Annotated in this window: 14 protein-coding genes; 2 read left to right on the top strand and 12 right to left on the bottom strand. The window is 66.7% G+C overall.

Going from position 1 to position 16,437, the window contains the following annotated elements; genetic code table 11:
• Nucleotides 1-2 precede the first annotated feature (2 nt).
• The 4 genes from H8S61_RS13900 to H8S61_RS13885 all read right to left on the bottom strand — a co-directional run bounded on the left by H8S61_RS13900 (nucleotide 3) and on the right by H8S61_RS13885 (nucleotide 6,246).
• The gene (locus H8S61_RS13900; RefSeq protein ID WP_186939389.1) at nucleotides 3-797 is read right to left on the bottom strand and encodes a nitroreductase family protein; all 795 of its coding nucleotides are present in this window, start codon (nucleotides 795-797) and stop codon (nucleotides 3-5) included.
• Between the two features lie 105 nt (nucleotides 798-902).
• On the bottom strand, nucleotides 903-1,820 hold the full coding sequence (gene mdh / locus H8S61_RS13895) for a malate dehydrogenase (protein WP_160943016.1): 918 nt from the start codon (nucleotides 1,818-1,820) through the stop codon (nucleotides 903-905).
• A 121-nt stretch (nucleotides 1,821-1,941) separates the two neighbouring features.
• Nucleotides 1,942-4,473, bottom strand: coding sequence for a DNA topoisomerase I (locus H8S61_RS13890; RefSeq protein ID WP_186939388.1), 2,532 nt, complete (start codon nucleotides 4,471-4,473; stop codon nucleotides 1,942-1,944).
• Nucleotides 4,474-4,731: 258 nt separating this feature from the next.
• Nucleotides 4,732-6,246: a response regulator transcription factor gene (locus H8S61_RS13885; RefSeq protein WP_186939387.1), complete on the bottom strand. Its 1,515-nt coding sequence runs from the start codon at nucleotides 6,244-6,246 to the stop codon at nucleotides 4,732-4,734.
• 257 nt (nucleotides 6,247-6,503) lie between these two features.
• Here H8S61_RS13885 and H8S61_RS13880 point away from each other — a divergent pair, with 257 nt between their 5' ends.
• Nucleotides 6,504-8,384 carry an FAD-dependent oxidoreductase gene (locus tag H8S61_RS13880; RefSeq protein ID WP_186939386.1) on the top strand — a complete coding sequence of 627 codons (1,881 nt, stop codon included), beginning with the start codon at nucleotides 6,504-6,506 and terminating at the stop codon, nucleotides 8,382-8,384.
• Between the two features lie 94 nt (nucleotides 8,385-8,478).
• On the opposite strand, the gene H8S61_RS13875 is transcribed toward H8S61_RS13880, so the two are convergent.
• Together H8S61_RS13875 and H8S61_RS13870 are read right to left on the bottom strand one after the other, a co-directional pair.
• Nucleotides 8,479-8,751 (bottom strand): helix-turn-helix domain-containing protein, encoded by a 273-nt coding sequence (locus H8S61_RS13875; protein ID WP_160943020.1) that lies wholly within the window; start codon nucleotides 8,749-8,751, stop codon nucleotides 8,479-8,481.
• Complete coding sequence (locus H8S61_RS13870; RefSeq protein WP_186939385.1) at nucleotides 8,748-9,098, bottom strand: type II toxin-antitoxin system RelE/ParE family toxin; 351 nt, start codon at nucleotides 9,096-9,098, stop codon at nucleotides 8,748-8,750. The genes H8S61_RS13875 and H8S61_RS13870 overlap by 4 nt, the downstream gene beginning before the upstream one ends.
• A 491-nt stretch (nucleotides 9,099-9,589) precedes the next feature.
• On the opposite strand from H8S61_RS13870, the gene H8S61_RS13865 reads away from it, so the two are divergent.
• Nucleotides 9,590-10,057, top strand: coding sequence for a hypothetical protein (locus H8S61_RS13865; RefSeq protein WP_186939384.1), 468 nt, complete (start codon nucleotides 9,590-9,592; stop codon nucleotides 10,055-10,057).
• Between the two features lie 290 nt (nucleotides 10,058-10,347).
• Here the strand turns inward: H8S61_RS13865 and H8S61_RS13860 are convergent, their stop codons facing one another.
• From H8S61_RS13860 to H8S61_RS13835, 6 genes are all read right to left on the bottom strand, one after another.
• Entirely contained in the window at nucleotides 10,348-11,010 is a 663-nt protein-coding gene (locus H8S61_RS13860) for an amino acid ABC transporter permease (RefSeq protein ID WP_160943023.1), read from the bottom strand.
• Nucleotides 11,010-12,716 carry an ABC transporter permease subunit gene (locus tag H8S61_RS13855; RefSeq protein ID WP_186939383.1) on the bottom strand — a complete coding sequence of 569 codons (1,707 nt, stop codon included), beginning with the start codon at nucleotides 12,714-12,716 and terminating at the stop codon, nucleotides 11,010-11,012. The genes H8S61_RS13860 and H8S61_RS13855 overlap by 1 nt, the downstream gene beginning before the upstream one ends.
• A complete protein-coding gene (locus H8S61_RS13850; RefSeq protein ID WP_186939382.1) occupies nucleotides 12,709-13,533 on the bottom strand; it encodes a transporter substrate-binding domain-containing protein in 825 nt (274 codons plus the stop codon). Before H8S61_RS13850 ends, H8S61_RS13855 begins: the two co-directional genes overlap by 8 nt.
• 7 nt (nucleotides 13,534-13,540) lie before the next feature.
• Nucleotides 13,541-14,272, bottom strand: a complete 732-nt coding sequence (locus H8S61_RS13845; RefSeq protein WP_160943026.1) for an amino acid ABC transporter ATP-binding protein — start codon at nucleotides 14,270-14,272, stop codon at nucleotides 13,541-13,543.
• Between the two features lie 219 nt (nucleotides 14,273-14,491).
• Nucleotides 14,492-15,664: an ABC transporter permease gene (locus tag H8S61_RS13840; protein WP_186939381.1), complete on the bottom strand. Its 1,173-nt coding sequence runs from the start codon at nucleotides 15,662-15,664 to the stop codon at nucleotides 14,492-14,494.
• Nucleotides 15,661-16,437 (bottom strand): ABC transporter ATP-binding protein, encoded by a 777-nt coding sequence (locus tag H8S61_RS13835; RefSeq protein ID WP_160943030.1) that lies wholly within the window; start codon nucleotides 16,435-16,437, stop codon nucleotides 15,661-15,663. Before H8S61_RS13835 ends, H8S61_RS13840 begins: the two co-directional genes overlap by 4 nt.

The following is a 16,437-nucleotide window of genomic DNA, read 5'->3' as shown; positions in this document are numbered from 1 at the left end:
GGCTACTTCACCACGAAGTCGCCCGGCAGGCGCGGCGCCGTGCGCGGGAACGACACGGCCGGGTAGCCCAGCAGCATGCACACCTGCAGCGGCCTGTCCTCCGCCTCGAGGAACGCCTTCGCCGCGGGCAGCTCTTCGGCCGCGCGGCACAGATAGCCGTTGTACAGCACGCCGAGGCCGAGCGAGGCCGCCACCAGCTCCATATTCTGCGCGGCGAGCCCCGCGTCGTCGGCGCGCTCGGCGGCCACGAACACCGCCGCCGGCGCGTTGCGGAAGAGGAAGTCGACGGGCTCGTCGGCGAACCGGCCGCGGCTGAACGGCTTGTACAGCTTCACCCAGCGCGGCTTGTCGGCAGGTGGCAGCGCCAGTAAGCCGTCGATCCCGTCCCACACGATGCCCTTGAACTCGTCGAGCGCGTCCTGCACCACGACGAAACGGCATCCCTGGGCGTTCTTGGCCGTGGCCGTGTAGCGCCCCGCCTGCAGCACGAGCTCGAGCGCCGCGCGCTCCACGGGGCGCGGCCGGTAATCGCGCACGCTGCGGCGCGACTTGATGGCGCGCAGCAGCGTCGCCGCGTCGAGCGTCGCGCTCGCGGGCGAGCTGGGCTCCACGTCGGCCATGTCGTAGCTCGGGATGGACACCGCCTCCGTCGGGCAGACGGCCACGCAGTGCCCGCACAGGATGCAGCGTCCCTTCACGCGCGCCACGCCGTCCTCCACCAGCAAGTTCGTTCCCACGCAGTCCCGAACGCACTTCCCGCACCCGATGCACCGCCCCGCATCGATATCGATCAACATGCACACCTCTCTCGAAAAACGGAAGCGCCCTGCTCGGGCGCTTCACCACTCGCTTGGCGCGGCCTCAGGCTCGCGAACCGGAGAACGCCGCGCCATGAGGGATGCCTACAGGTTCGCCAACCCCGCGCGGACGCTGTCGGCGCTGGCGCGCAGGGCGGCCAGTTCGTCGTCGTTCAGGTCGAATTCCACGACCTCCTCGACGCCGTTCTTGCCGAGGCGCACCGGAACGTTCATGTAGAGGTCCTCGATGCCGTACTGGCCGTCGATGTGCGCGCACACGCTCATGACCTCGTGCGAGTCGGTGAGGATGGCCTCCACCATCTTCGCGATGGACGCGCCGGGCGCGTAGTAGGCGCTGCCGGTCTTGAGGAAGGCCACCACTTCGGCGCCGCCCTTCACGCAGCGCTGCACCACGCCGGCCACCGCCGCTTCGTCCATGAGCTCGGTGATGGGCGTGCCGTCGACCGTGGTGAAGCGCGGCCAGCACACCATGCCCTCGCCGTGCGCGCCCACGGCCCAAGCCGTCACCGCGGCCGGCGGGCAGCCCAGCTGCTCGCACACCGCGAACGCGAGGCGCGAGGAGTCCAGCACGCCGCCCATACCCATGAGGCGGTTCGCCGGCAGGCCGGATTCGCGGAACGCCAGCGTGGTCATGACGTCGAGGGGGTTCGTCACGCAGATGAACACGGCGTTCGGGGACGCCTCCATGGCGGCGCCGATAACCGACTTCATGATGCCGGCGTTCACGCCGAGCAGGTCCTCGCGCGTCATGCCGGGCTTGCGGGCGATGCCGGCGGTGATGACCACCACGTCGGAGTCGCGCGTGTCGGCGTAGTCGTTCGTGCCGGTCACCTTGACCGTGAACTGCTCGACGCTGCGCATGTGCATCATGTCGAGCGCCTTGCCCTGGGGCAGGCCCTCGGCCACGTCGATGAGCACGACGTCGGCCAGGTTCTTCGATGCGATGATGTGGGCCGCGGTCGCGCCGACGTTGCCCGCTCCGACGATGGTTACTTTAGGCATAGGGTTTCGCTCCTCGTTCGTTGATCGTACTTCGCATGATTGTACCGCTGCGAGGCCCGCTTCGTTTTCGCGGCGGGCCTCGCAGCCGGCATCTTCATGCTTTTGTCGTTTTTCGACCGTGCTACTTCTGCGCGGGGGCTTTCTTGGCCGGGGCCTTCTTCGCCGCGGGCTTCCTTGCCGCGGGCTTCTTCGCCGCAGCTCCCTTGGCGTCCTTCGCGTCCTTGGCGTCCTCCTTCTGCTCCTTGCCGGGGCAGTCGAAGTTCGGGCAGAGCTTCCAGGGGCCGCGCGCCGTGGTGACGATCACCATAGGCGCGCCGCAGTGCTCGCACACCTCCTCGGTGGCCGTGAGCGCGCCGTACTGGGGCAGCGGATAGCCCGTGCCGCAGTCGTCGTAGTTCTCGCAGCGGATGAAGCGCTTGAGCGTGCGCGGGTTCTTCTGCGCGATCAGCTTCGCCGCGATGCCCTTCTCCTTGCACGCCGGGCACTCGCCCACCACCACGTCGGGCTCCTTGTTCGTGGCGCAGTGCGGGTCGATGCAGATGGTGCGCGGCTTGGACCGGAACGCGGTCACCTTCACCTGGGGCATGCCGCACGTGGGGCACGGCTCGGGGACGGCCTCCACCTTGCCCTTCGGCAGCGGGTAGGTCACGTCGCAGTCGGGCCAGCCGGAGCAGCCGATGAACATGCTGCGCGTCTTCTGCGAGGCGCGCAGCTGCAGGTCCTTGCCGCACTTCGGGCACGGGCCCACGTAGGCGTCGGCGGCCACGGCGTCGGCGAGGGCCTCCTTGACCTCCTCGGAATGCGGCAGCAGGCTGGCCAGCTGCTCGGACAGGAGGTTGCGGCTCGTGTTCACCACGTCGGTCTTCGTCTTCTGGCCCTCGGCGATGTTATCCATTTCCTCTTCGAGCTCGGCCGTCATCTCGGGATGCGTGATGTGCGGCGCGAACTTGTCGAGGGCGTCGCACACGGCCATGCCCAGCTGGCTGGGCTCGATGGGGTCGTTCACGCAGTACTTCACCGCGTACAAGCGCTCGATGATGGAGTGGCGCGTGGACTTCGTGCCGAGGCCCAGCTTCTCCATCTCCTGGATGAGCTTGCCCTGGCTGTAGCGCGCGGGCGGCTCGGTCTGCTTCTTCGTGCAGGTGGCGCCGCCGAACGCGATCGTCTCGCCCTCGGACAGCGCGGGCAGCTGCTCGTCCTTCTTGAGACCGTAGGGGTAGATGGCGCGGTAGCCCGGCTTCACCAGCACGTCGCCCTTCGCCACGAACGGCTCGGCGTTCACGTCGAGGGTGACCTTCGTGCCCTCGATGACGGCCGCCTCGGACAGCGTCGCCAGGAAGCGGCGCGCGATGAGGTTGTACAGCTTGTAGTCGGCGGGCGCCAGGTCGTCGGGCGTGGCCTTGGCGGTCGGGTAGATGGGCGGGTGGTCCGTCGTCTCCTTCTTGCCGCGCGTGGCCGTCAGCTTGCCCTTCGCCAGCAGCTCCTTGCAGTACGGGGCGTAGGCGGGGTTGCCGGAGATGGCCTTCACCGTGTCCGCGAGGTCGAGCGAGCTCGGATACACGGTGTTGTCCACGCGGGGATAGGAGATGTAGCCGTCCATGTACAGGCTCTCGGCGATGCGCATGGTGCGCGCGGGACTCAGGCCCTCGGCCGAGGCCGCCGCCATGAGCGACGTGGTGTTGAACGGCGCGGGCGGCTGCACCGTACGCTTCTTCTTCTCGACGGACGACACCGTGGCGCTCGTCGCGCCTTCGACGTGGGCCATGACGGCCTGCGCCTCGGCCTCGGCCTTGAAGCGCGCGGTGGCGTGCGGGGCCTCGAACGCGTCGGGGTCGGTGCCGAACGCGCCGCGGATCACCCAGTAGTCCTCGGGGATGAACGCGAGGCGCTCGCGCTCGCGCGCCACGATGAGGGCGAGCGTGGGCGTTTGCACGCGGCCCGACGAGCGCACGTTGCCGTAGCCGGCGAACTTCACGAGCGTCAGGTAGCGCGTGAGCACCGCGCCCCAGATGAGGTCGATGTCCTGGCGCGAGGCGCCGGCGGAAGCGAGGTTCGTGTCGAGCTCGACGAGGTTGTCGAACGCGTGCGTGATCTCCTCTTTCGTGAACGCCGAGTAGCGGGCGCGCGTCACGGGAGCCGTGGGGTTCACTTCCTGGATACAGCTGAGCGCGTCGGAGCCGATGAGCTCGCCCTCGCGGTCGAAGTCGGTCGCGATGATGACCGAGTCGGCCTTCTTCGCGAGGTTCTTCAACGAGCGGATGATCTCCTTCTCCTTGGGCAGCTTGTTGATGGGCGCGTACACGAGGTACGGCAGCGCGTCCATCTTCCAGGTTTTCAGCTCCACGCCGTCCTCGGTGAAGGGCTTCTTCTTTTTGAACGGGGGCTTCGGCAGCGTCGCGGGCAGATCCGCCGGGAGCGTCTCGCCCTCCTCGGTGACGCCTTGCCAGCCGCCGCGCTTCTTGTACACCATCGTCGGCGCGAAATCGGGTTCCAGGATGTGGCCGCGCAGGCCGATGGTCACCCATTCCTCCCCGTCGACGTCGAAGCGGTACACCGGCGTCGAGTACACCTTGTCCGCCTTGGGTTTCTTGACGCCGAGCAAATCGGCGATCTTCTGAGCCGCGTCGTTCTTCTCGGTTACCACCAGCTTCACGCGGTTCCCTCCTGTTCTGTTCCGGCCGCCTCCCGCAGCCTGTCATTCACACGGTTGCCCCACCTATTTATTAACGTGTGCGGGGATGGGCGCGCCGTCAAGCGCGCGTGCGCCGCGCCGTCCGGGCGCAGCAGGTGTTAGCATACACGATTTCGCGCGCAGAGGGCGAAAAATTGAAGAAACCGTATGGCGACGGCGAGCGATCGAGCGGAGCCCGACGGTCGCCCGCCCGCGACGGCGCAAGGCCCCGCGAACCGCCTACGAGGACAACCTGATGGGAAACTCGGCACGCGCGACATCGAGCAGCTCTTGCTGCGAATGGACGTCCATTTTCGCGAAAGCGTTTTTGATGTGCGTGTTCACCGTGTTGAGCGAGATGAACAACGCGTCGCGAATGTACGGGCGATTTCGGCCCGCCAGCAGATGCGCCACGATCTCCTCTTCGCGCGGGGAGAGCTTGTACGCCCCGGCCATTCGGTGCGCCTGCTCGCGCAACGCGGCATCGATCAGATCGGGCGCGTCCTGGTCGGTCGAAATCGACGGGAACGCCATCGGCGGCGAGAGCGGCTCGCCTTCCGTTCCGAAGCGCCTCGCTCGCTCTTCAAGCGCCATGACGCATGCTACGAGGATGCACGCCACGAACGGCAACGAAAGCCATAGCTCCGAATTCCCAACCGAGGCGACCAGCGCCAACCCGAGCCCTTCCCCCACCGCCATGCCGATCCCCAGCCCCACCAAGTAACACGAGAAGAAAAACGGCCCGCTCCCGGAACGCCGATGCGCCGCCTTCGCGAGAAGCAACCAGAAAAAGGCCTGCAAGATGGTCGATGCCACGGAGTTCGCCATAATGGCCCCCTGGTGCCCGATCTCCCCATCCACCGGGACGAGGGCGAACGCGAGCAGCAGAACCGGCAGCATCCAACGCGTCACCAGCGACGAGCTCAAGCAACGCGCTGACGTCAGCGCGAGCACCACGAACACCCCGAACACCACCGTAGGCACCAAAAGCGCCGACAGGAAGTACCAGGCCCCTTGGGTTGCCGGCCCATCGGCGACCACGCGCACCACACCGTATCCGATGCGAAAAACCAGCAGCACCGCCGTGGCCGCGACGACCCCGCGCACACGCAGCAAAGGCTGGTCGCACGCACGCGCGCTCAAGGCACGGAAGCGAGACGGCGACACCGCCGATTCCGGGCATTCCCCGGACGGGCGGCGCAGGAACACCGTCGAAGCCAGCGGCAGCAGCACCAGCAGGGCAAGCGCAGCATCGGGCGGCAGCACGACCAGCAACGCGAACAGCACGCGCGCGACGATGAACGACATGGGAACTGAAAATTCGATCATCGCGTCGTCCTCGTCGGCGATGCGACTCCCCCACACGACGGTCAGCAGAGAGAAGCCCGCGGCGACGGGCACGACGCACAGCACGACGACGAGAGGCTCTACCTGGCCCGCTCGCGAGCACCAGGCCACCAGCAAGCTGCCCGCCCCGCAGAGCAGCGCCGCCGTGGGAGCCGCCCACGAACGCGACCGGAGTGCGCGCGGAGGACGCAGGCCGAACGCCAAGCAACCCGCAATGCCCAGCAACCCGGACAGCAGCATCGACGCGATCCACGGATACTCGGCATCGAGCACGCCGTTCGAACCGCCCCACACCATGGAAGAATAGAACGCACCGTAAATCCAAGCCATGAAGAACGACAGCCCGAACGGGCCCCTGCCGTAGGCTCTCACCAAAGCGCCGATGCTGTCGGATCCCAGCTTCATCATGCATGATTCCTTACGTCGCACCAGGTCAATAGGGGCCATCACCAGGTTTTGGCGAGGGCGCGCCGTCACGCTGCCCCCTCGATTTCACCACGACGCAGCGATGGCGGGCACTGTTGCTGCCGATTATAACAGGGGCGGAGCCGACGCAGAGGGGACGCACCGTGTCACGCACGCCGTCCCGGCAATCGAGCGGGAGGCAAAGCGTCGAAAGCGTCGGATCCCACCGCAAGAAGCAGAAACGAAACCAAGGAGGACTCATGGAAACCACTGTTGAAACCGCTCGGACGGGAAGCCTGACGCGTCGAGGATTTCTGACGGGAGCCGTAGCCGTCAGCGCCGCCTCGGCGCTCGGATTCGCCGGATGCGCGCCCGGCGCGACGAGCGCCACCTCTGCCGAGAGCTCCCCCGCGGACGTGAGAACGTACACGGGTTCCGGCGCGGGACGCATGGGCGACATCATGGTGAAGGTGGGCATTGCCGACAACGTCATCGCGTCCGTGGAGGTCATCAAGCAGCACGAAACGCCGATGATCGCGAACTCGGCCCTTTCGCGCATCCCTCAGCTGGTCGTGCGAAACCAATCGCTCGACATCGACGCCGTCACCGGCGCCACCATCACGAGCTTCGGGCTCAAGGAGGCCATCGGCAACGCGTTGTCGCAGGCGGGACTGAGCGAAAAGGACTTGGCCAAAACCGGCAAGGACGACGGCATCAAAGTGGAGGAGCCCGTCGAAGCCGATATCGCCGTCGTGGGCGGGGGGCTTACCGGCCTCGTTGCCGCCGCGCGAGCGCTGCAGAACGGCAAGCGGGTCGCCTTGTTCGAGGAAACGGCTCACCTGGGCGGATCATCCTGCGTTTCGGACGGGTGGATCACGGGAGCCGACACCATCATGGAGCGCGCGGAGGGAATCGAGGACTCGGCAGACCAGTTCTACGCGTTCCTCACGCAAGGCAGCGAAGATCCGGCTATCGTCCCCTATCCCGAGATCACCCGCACGTACGCCGAAACATCCGGACCCCTCATGGACTGGCTCGACACGTACGTCAACGTGGATTTCGGCGAGCGCAAGGGCGGCTACGGCCTGTACACCCCGCCCGATCAGCCCCGCATATACGGCGTGAACAACGGCGGCGGATCGATGGACATGGCCCTCATCGAGCTGATCCAGAGCGGCATCCGAGAAGGCAACGCCTCCGTCGTTCTGGAAGCGCGAGCCACGAACATCCTCAAGGACGACGGTGCCGTAAGCGGCCTTGAGATCACCTACGCCGACGGCACGGTGAAGGAGTTTCCGTTCAAGGCCGTCATCATGGGGACGGGCGGCTACAGCCACAACCAGGACATGATGCCGTACGCGAATTGCGGCACCTGCTCGCCGTCCACCGCGTCGGGACACGGTTGGGAACTCGCCGAAAACGCTGGAGCCTGCATGTTGCCTCCTTCCATCTACGCGCCGTACGCGGGCGGCATCCCCAACGCGGGGTTCGAGATGCGATACCAAGCGAACCTCAAATTTCCCGGCGCCATTTGGGTGGGCTTGGAAGGCACCCGCATGGCCAACGAGGACGTGCCCCTCTTGGCGAAGGGCGCATGGGGCAAGGCGAGCGACAACGTCGGCTACGTGGTGTTCTCCGACGCGCAGCGCGTTGACGGATTGCGGCCCATCGTGCTCACGAGCTACCTAGAAGGCGAGCTCACGCCGTGGCAAAGCGCCGAGCTGCTGGACAGTCTCGTGGACGAAGGCAAAGTGGCCTGGAAGGCCGACTCGGCGGTCGAGCTGGCGAGAGCGGCGGGAATAGACGAGGCCGCGTTCGCGCAAACGATCGAAACGTACAACGGATACTGCGACGCGGGAAACGATGCCGATTTCGGACGCACGGGGCTGCAGAAGCTCGAAGGCGCGTTGTACGCCCTCAAGACCGTCCCCTATCAGCTGCAATGCACGGGCGGCATCCGCGTGAACGCAGACGCGAACGTGCTGGACGCAAGCGAGCAGCCGATTCCGGGCCTCTATGCCGGCGGCGAGGCCATCGGCATGCGCCAAAGCTCGGCCGGCGGACAGGGCGGCTGCGGTCTGGGCAACGCCGCAACCTGGGGCTACATCGCCGCCGATTCCGCAAGCGCCTACGTGGGCTAGAGATGCGCGAACGCCCGGCCGGCCCCTCCCCGGTCGGGCGTTCGCACCTCGAACGAGCAAGCCCCACCAAGGCGACCGCGCCGCATCCGCCGCGTCAGACGAAGCTGATCCTGAGCTTCTTGCCGAGGCCTTCGGCCACGCGCTGAAGCGTTTCGATCGTGGGGTTGGCGTTGCCGGACTCCAGGCGCGCGAACGCGCTCTGCTTCATGCCGCACCGCTGCGCCAACTCGCGCTGGGTGAGATCCTCCGCAGCCCGCGCCGCGATGATGGCGTCGACGACGTCGTAATACGGCTGCAAGCGCTCGTATTCGGCAGCATATTCCGGGTCTTTCATCTGCTCCGCATGGTATTCGCTGAGCGTGGTCATAAAGGCCGCCTCTCTTCCCAATCCCGTTTATACCTCCGCGCGCGTCCGAGCTCCAACCGCGGCGTTTTATTCGTCTTCTTGATAAAGCCGTTCGTCACGATGATCCTACGCCCTTCATAGAAGAAGTAGAACACCCGAACGATGTCGTTCGCTTGTCCGATCCTCAACTCGAAAAGGCCCTTTCCCACATGCTTGGCGTAGGGTTCGCGCAGCTCGATATTGCGTTGCTCGAGCTTTGTCAAATCGCCGACCATCTTCGATCGCAATTTCGGCCTGAGCGCATCCATGAATTCCCGAACCAGCTCCGAACCGTCCGCCTTACGATAGAACACCACCTGGAAGTCCATAGTCCCCTTCTCCAAGCAATTCCAGTATATAACATTTATGTTATATCGTCAACGCAACTCCGTCCTTTCTATGATAGCGACGCCGTCTTACGCGCAGATGGTGCAGATCACCATGGAAAGTCTTCTCGATCCAGCGCGGTTCCCACGCGCTTCCCACGCGGATCCCACGCGCCGCACCCGCGGATCGCACGCGCATTCGACGCCGGACGCACGCGAATCCAACGCCGATCCCACGCAGCGCGGCAGGGCGGCGGCACGCTCGTCGCGCACGCGTCGCATGCGCACTTCCGGAAATAGGATGGGGATTTCGTCACCGTGCGTTGAAGATGCTGGGGGTGTTTTGTGAAGCGGCCGCAACTCGGGTACCCTTGGACGTACGGGATGAGCCGCCGAATCGCCGCACCGCTGAAACCTCGCCGCACCATGAACGGAGCAGCGGCGGCGTCCCGCCGAACGCACGGCCCGTCGGGCCGACAAACGGGAGGTATGCCATGAAACGAGTTCTGGGCGTGTTCCTCGGGCTGATCGCCCTCGTCATCGTCGGCATCGTGGGCGTGTTCGCCCTCTCGGGCACCGACGCGGGTCCCGTGAGCGACCTCGCCAACGACGCGAAGGCGGCCGCCACGAACGCCGCCATCGACGCCACCGGCCTCAAGGACAAGGCGAAGAGCGCCCTCGAGGACAACAAGGCAAACATCGCCGCCGCAACGGGCCTCAGCGAGAGCCAGGTGGATCAGGCCATCGACGAGCTCAACATCGACGAGTGGCAGGCAGCCTCGCTGCCCTCCTCCGCCACGGCCACCGGCACCATCGACGGCAGCGCCGCCGGCGTGGACGGCACCATCACCACCTACGACGATCCGGGCTACATTTCCATCGAAGCCTACGGCCAAACGGTCACGCTCGCCGTGCCCGAAAGCGCGCAGAACTACCTGCCCTACCTCGCCTACGTGCAATAGCGGCGGCGACCAAGGCAAGCGGCGCGGGACCGAACGGCTCGCTGCGCGACTCGGGTTCCGTTTCGCGCGCTTTTTCAGGGATCCGTCTGCGGCAAAATCGGATTTTTGGCAGTGTTTTCACGTTTTGAACCCCGCGAGAAAACACCCGATCGTTAAGCCGTCGGCAAAATGCCTGGTCGTCTCACCGCCTCCGTGAGAAACTCGTTTTCCATACTGCCAAAAACCCGATTTTTCCGCAGATCGGCCCGCCTCCGCTGTCCGCGCCCGCGGCGCTCCGCCCGGGATGGCGCCTACGCGGTGCGGGCTTCCTTCAACCTGCGCTGGTAGGCGCGCACGATCTGCGACAGCGTGAAGCACACGATGAAGTAGATGAGGGCCATGATGCCGAAGATGGCGAATATCTGCGTCGTGGAGTTGTAGCTGTTCATGAGGATCATGCCGCGGCCCATGAGCTCCTGCAGCGCCATGGCGCCCCACAGGTAGCTCGTGTCCTTGATGGTGGTCACGAACTGCGACAGCAGCGCGGGCACCATGTTGCGCAGCGCCTGCGGCAGGATGATCACCGCGTAGGTCTGCACCGCGGAGAACCCCTGCGACTTGGCGGCCTCGTACTGGCCGTGCGGCACGCTGGCCAGGCCGCCGCGCACGATCTCGGCCACGCTCGCGCTGGTGAACAGCGTGAACGCCAGCACGGCCGCGCCGATGGGCGGCAGCTGCGCCACGAAGAACGTGAACATGATCCACAGCAGCAGCGGCGTGTTCTTGAATATCTCGATGTACACGGTGGCGATGCCCCGCAGCACGCGGGCGTTCGACGTGCGCATGACCGAGATGACGGTGCCGAGCACCACCGAGCAGAGGATGGCCAGGGCGGAGATGAGCAGCGTCATGCCGAGCCCCTGCAGCAGGAAGCGCATGTTGACCCACGTGAACAGGGCGGCGATGTCGCTCATCAGCGCTCCTTTCTCCCTTCGTCGGTCGTGGCGGCCTCTTCGCCGTCGGCGAGCTCGGCGCGCTCCACGTCCATGGAGCGCTCGTCGGTCTCGGCCGCCTCCTCGGCGTCCTCGAGCGCCGCGTCCGCCTCCTCATCGAGGCGCACGTCGTCGGGCTGCACGGTCTGGGGGCCGCCGGTCTCGTCGGCCCGCTCGCGCGCCTCGCGGCGCTCGCGGCGTTCTTCCCGATGCTCTTCGCGACGCTCGCGATGGCTCTCGCGCCCTCCGACGCTCTCGGCCTCGGCGTCGAAATCGGCTTCGTCGTGCGGTGCGCGCACCTGGGCGATGCGCTCATCGGGCTGCTCCAGCTCGCCCGGCAGGTAGTCGTTATCCAAGAAATCCTCCTCTCCCAGCTCCGCGCGGTCGCGGACCTGGTCGCGCGCGGCCTGCGCCTGCACGCTTTCGTCAACGCGACGCCTGACGTCGCTCGTGATACGGTCGCTCGTCACCGTCTCGGCCCGCGAGGCCAGCGCCTCGTCGGCCTCGGGAGAACGGCGGCGCGCCTGCCCGTCGCGCGCGCCTTCGGCGGCGGCGTCGGGCGTCGTGGGCACGGCGGCGCCCATCTGATCGTGATCGCCCTCCACGCCGCGGCGCGCGGCGACGCGGCGCTCGAGGCGCCGGTGCGCCTTCACGCGCCCCGACTTCGTGCGCATGGCGCGCGCGGCCCGCTCCTCGTCGCCGTACTCGTCGGCGATCTCCTGGGCGATCTCGCGCCCGATCTCGTCGGCGATCTCGGCGGCCTGGTTGCCGGTGAAGGTCTGGTCGTACGGGTTCTCCGGCGCCACGCCCGGCTCGAGCGCGTCCTCGGCCAGCGCGTGCAGCGGGTGGCGCGGCGAGGGCGCCACGCGCGCCGGCGCGATGTCCACCGTGCCGTACATGGTCTGCACGCCACCGGCCATCGCGTCGGCCGCCGCGCGGCCGGTGATGTCGTGCGTGCCCGGCGTGACCTCCATCGTGTCCTCGGCCAGCGCCTCGGTGGCGTCGCCCGTGGACACGTGCTTGTGGGCGCGGGTGCGGCGCTCGAGGTACAGCGCCAGGCGCGACAGCGGGAAGCAGATGACGAAGTACAGCAGCGCCGCCACCACGTACACGGGGCCGTAGTAGCTCGTCGCGCCGGCGAACGAGTTCGAGAAGTACATGAGCTCGCCGCCCGCGATGAGCGCGAGCACCGACGTGTTCTTCACCAAGTTGGCGGCCTGCACGGCAAGCGGCGGCATGATGATGCGGATGGCCTGGGGCAATATGATCACGAACATCGACTGCCAGTACGAGAAGCCCTGGCTCTTCGCCGCCTCGAACTGCCCGCGGTGGATGGAGCCGATGCCGGAGCGCACCACCTCGGAGATGTAGCCGCCGTGGTAGATGCCGATGGCCAGCACGCCGATCCAGAACGCGGCCAGCGACAGGCCCAGCAGCGGGAAGATGGCGTAGAACACGAACACCTGCAGCAGCAAGGGCACGTTCTGCACCACCTCGACGTACACGCGGGTGATGCCGCGCAGCACGGGGATGCGCGACACCGACAGCACGCCGAACACGATGCCCAACGCCAGCGCGATGACCAGCGCCAGCACCGAGATGCCCACCGTGGTGCCGAACGCGGCCAGGATGTCGGGCCAGCGCTCGAACAGCGCCTCCCATTTGTAGGGCGCGAAGATATCAAGCATGCGACGCGCCTCCCTCGTCCTCGTCGGCGGGCGTCTCGGTCGAGAGCCCCCACCGCTGCTGGAGCGCGGCCAGCGTGCCGTCGTCCTGCATGCCGGCGATGGCGGCGTCCACCTGGTCGGCCAGCTCGGTGTTCGACTTCTTCGTGGCCACGCCGTACTCCTGGGGCGCGAACTGCGCGTCCAGCAGCATGGTGGAGTTGTCCACGTAACCGTTCAGGATGGAGCGGTCCACCGAGAACGCGTCGACGCGGCCGGTGACCAGCGCGATCTTGATCTCGGGATACGTCGAGTACTCGGCGAAGTTCATGTGGATGCCGATCTCGTCGCCGGCGGCGGTCAGCTTGTCGCGCGTCGTGGCCGACAGCGCCACGCCCACGGTCTTGCCGTCCAGACCCGCCAGGTCGACGATGCCCGACGACTTCTTCACGAGCACGCCGATGTGGTCGGTGTAGTACGGGCGCGAGAAGTTGTAGCTCTTCTTGCGCGCCTCGGTGATGGTGAACGTGGCCAGCGTCGCGTCGAGCGTGCCGTTGTCGAGCATCGCGCCGCGCGTGGTGACGTTCACGCCGGTCACCTTGAGCGCATCGGGGCTGCCCTTGATGCGCTTCGCCAGCTCGCGCGCGATGTCCACTTCCATGCCCTCGATGTTGCCCGTCTCGGGGTTCTGGAAGCCGAAGCCGGGCACGTCGATCTTCGTGCCCACGCGCAGCACGTTGGGGTCTGCCGCGCAGCCGGCGAGGCCGCCCGCCGCCCCGCCGAGCGCGAGCGTCGCCGCGGCCAGCGCCGACGTGCGGATGAATGTCCTTCTCGTGATCATGGCGCGCCTACAAGATCTTCGACAGGAAGCTCTTGACGCGAGCGTTGTCGGTTTCGTCGAACAGGTAGTGCGGCGTGCCCTGATCCACCACGAGGCCGTTCTCCATGAACACGACTTTGTCGGCCGCCTCGCGCGCCAGGCCCATCTCGTGGGTGACCATGACGATGGTCATGTTCGTCTCGGCCAGCGACTTGATGACGTCGAGCACCTCCTGCACCATCTCGGGGTCGAGCGCGCTCGTGGGCTCGTCGAGCAGCATGATCTTGGGGTGCATGTTGAGGGCGCGGGCGATGGCCACGCGCTGCTGCTGGCCGCCGGAGAGCTGGTCGGGGTACTTGTCCATCTTGTCGACGAGCCCCACGCGCTCGAGATAGGCGCGACCGTCGCGCTCGGCTTGCTCGCGCGGCACCTTCAGCACCTTGATGGGAGCGAGCGTCACGTTCTCCAGCACGGTCTTGTGCGGGTAGAGGTTGTAGCTCTGGAACACCATGGCCACGTCGCGGGCGAGCGCGCGGGAGTTCACCTTGCGGTCGGACAGGTTCATGCCCTCGACAACCACGGTGCCCGAGTCGGGCACCTCCAGGCCGTTGATGCAGCGGATGAGCACGCTCTTGCCCGAGCCGGACGGCCCGATGACGACGACCTTCTCGCCCTCGGCCACGTCGAGCGACACGCCTTTGAGCGCCTCGACCGCGCCGAAGTTCTTCCGAATGTCCGTTACCGTGATAGCTTGAGCCACGCTTGACGCCTCCCGTATGGTTCTAGGCCGCGATCTACAAGGGGCGCCGCGGTCGACTGATCGATGTTGGAATGCACCGATCAGTCTAGCATGCACGGCATCTTCCCAGATGACAGGGAGGTTACGAGACTTTGACGATAGCGAAATCGGTCGCTTTCAGCGCGAAACCGGCAGCGCGCCCCGCCTGTCGCGCGACGGCGGGCGGGGCGCGCGAAGGGCCTAGCGGGCGAACATGAGGCGCTCGCTGTCGAACATGCGCTGCAGCACCGCCACGCCCACGGCGGTGTACACGAGGTTGCTGGCCACGCAGGCCACCACGTTGATCGGCTGGAAGTCGAACGAGAAGATGCCGATCATGCACTGCACCGAGTTGTACAGCGGGACGAGGTAGTAGGCGATCTCCGTCTTCGCGTCGCCGAACATGCCGAGGATGCCCACGAGCATGACCACGATCATGAGCGGCGTCAGGAACATCGTGGCCTCCTTCACCGACTTGGCCAGCGTGGACACCACGGTGATCAGCATGACGATGAGGAGCGTCGTCGACAGGATGACGAGCGCCAGCAGCAGGTAGTCAGCCGGGCCGTACACGTTCATGTCCACGGCCCCCTGCATGATGCTGGGCAGCCCCGCGAAGATGCCGAGCGCGCTCGACGCGGCGATGAGCAGGCCGATGACGGTGATGGCCAGCACCTTGCCCAGCGCGATGTCGCGCCGGTTGATGGGCGTGGCCAGCAGCGTCGCCATCGTGCCGCGCTCCTTCTCGCCCGCCACCGACTCGGCCGCGATGGACATGACGCTCGTGAACACGAGGATGAGCAGCAGGAGCGGAACGATGGACACGACGAGCGTACCGGCGATGTCGCGCTCCTGGGCCACGTCGTAGCCGCCCTCGCCCGCGTTGACGTCGAAGCGGTTCGACAGCGACGACTCGTAGGCGTCCAGCATCCCGGCGAACGACGAGTACGCCTGGCTGGAATCGGGGTCGGTGGAGTTGAAGTAGATCTCCACCTGCGGCGCCGGCGCGCCCGACGCGGGGTCGTACGCCGCCACGTCGGCATCGAAGCCGTCGGGGAACACGGCGAAGGCCTTCACGTCGCCCTGCTCGATGCGCTCGCGCATCTCGTCGGCGTCGGGCAGCGCGCTCTCGGGCACCGCGTCGATGCCTGCGGCAGAGGCGAGCGCCTCGATGCTGGCCGGCTCGTTCACCACGGCCACCACGGGCCGCTTGCCGTCGTCGGGGTTGAACATGCCGCCTATGGCGTCGCCCATGAACGTCCACATGAAGAAGATCAGCAGGCCCGGCAGCGCGATGGACACGAACGCCGAGGCCTTGTTGCTGAAGAAGCGCGCCAGTTCCTTGCGCGCGATGGTGAGGGCGCTGCTTTTCACGAGGCCTCACCCACCGTCTCCGCGTACAGGTCGAAGAACGCGTCCTCGAGCGAGCGATCGCCCGCCACCTCCGGCAGCGTGCCCGAGGCCACCATGCGCCCGTCGATGACGATGCCCACGCGGTCGCACACCTTCTCCACGAGGCTGAATATATGCGTGGACAGGAGCACCGTCTTGCCCTCGGCGGCCAGCTCCAGCAGGAAGTCGGTCACGGTCTTGGCCGTGAGCACGTCAAGGCCGTTCGTGGGCTCGTCGAAGATGATGACGCGCGGGTCGTGCACGAGCGAGATGGCCAGCGACGCCTTCTGCTTCATGCCGGTGGACAGGTCGGCCACCTTCGTCTGGGCGAAGCGGTCGATGCCGAACCGCTCGAACAGCGCGCGTTTGCGCTCGTCGCGCACGGAGGCGTCGACGTGGTGCAGCTCGGAGAAGAAGTCGAACAGGTAGTCGGGCGAGAAGGTGTCCTCCAGCTTGAGCTCGCTCGTGAGGAAGCCGATGAGGCTGCGCACGCGCGTGGCGTCGGACACGACGGACGCGCCCTCCACGAACGCGTCGCCCTCGTCGGGCTTCACGAGCGCGGCCAGCATGCGCAGCGTCGTGGTCTTCCCGGCGCCGTTGGGGCCGAGCAGCCCGTAGATCTCGCCGCGGTACACGTCGAACGACAGGCCGTCGACCGCGGTCTTCACGCGCGCGTCGGTGCGCTCGAGCTTGCGTTGCTTGGCGGAAAGCCTGAACGATTTCCGCAGTCCTCGTGCGGATAGGGCAGATTCCAT

Origin of the sequence: Eggerthella hominis, assembly GCF_014287365.1 — a bacterium.
Taxonomy (GTDB): Bacteria; Actinomycetota; Coriobacteriia; order Coriobacteriales; family Eggerthellaceae; genus Eggerthella; species Eggerthella guodeyinii.
This window is presented reverse-complemented; position numbering and strand designations above follow the sequence as displayed.

What these genes read in the sequence shown, in the direction of transcription:
- H8S61_RS13900 (WP_186939389.1), bottom strand. Translation starts at nt 797, where the DNA reads ATGTTGATCGATATCGATGCGGGGCGGTGCATCGGGTGCGGGAAGTGC.
- mdh (WP_160943016.1), bottom strand. Translation starts at nt 1,820, where the DNA reads ATGCCTAAAGTAACCATCGTCGGAGCGGGCAACGTCGGCGCGACCGCG.
- H8S61_RS13885 (WP_186939387.1), bottom strand. Translation starts at nt 6,246, where the DNA reads ATGATGAAGCTGGGATCCGACAGCATCGGCGCTTTGGTGAGAGCCTAC.
- H8S61_RS13880 (WP_186939386.1), top strand. Translation starts at nt 6,504, where the DNA reads ATGGAAACCACTGTTGAAACCGCTCGGACGGGAAGCCTGACGCGTCGA.
- H8S61_RS13875 (WP_160943020.1), bottom strand. Translation starts at nt 8,751, where the DNA reads ATGACCACGCTCAGCGAATACCATGCGGAGCAGATGAAAGACCCGGAA.
- H8S61_RS13870 (WP_186939385.1), bottom strand. Translation starts at nt 9,098, where the DNA reads ATGGACTTCCAGGTGGTGTTCTATCGTAAGGCGGACGGTTCGGAGCTG.
- H8S61_RS13865 (WP_186939384.1), top strand. Translation starts at nt 9,590, where the DNA reads ATGAAACGAGTTCTGGGCGTGTTCCTCGGGCTGATCGCCCTCGTCATC.
- H8S61_RS13860 (WP_160943023.1), bottom strand. Translation starts at nt 11,010, where the DNA reads ATGAGCGACATCGCCGCCCTGTTCACGTGGGTCAACATGCGCTTCCTG.
- H8S61_RS13855 (WP_186939383.1), bottom strand. Translation starts at nt 12,716, where the DNA reads ATGCTTGATATCTTCGCGCCCTACAAATGGGAGGCGCTGTTCGAGCGC.
- H8S61_RS13850 (WP_186939382.1), bottom strand. Translation starts at nt 13,533, where the DNA reads ATGATCACGAGAAGGACATTCATCCGCACGTCGGCGCTGGCCGCGGCG.
- H8S61_RS13835 (WP_160943030.1), bottom strand. Translation starts at nt 16,437, where the DNA reads ATGGAATCTGCCCTATCCGCACGAGGACTGCGGAAATCGTTCAGGCTT.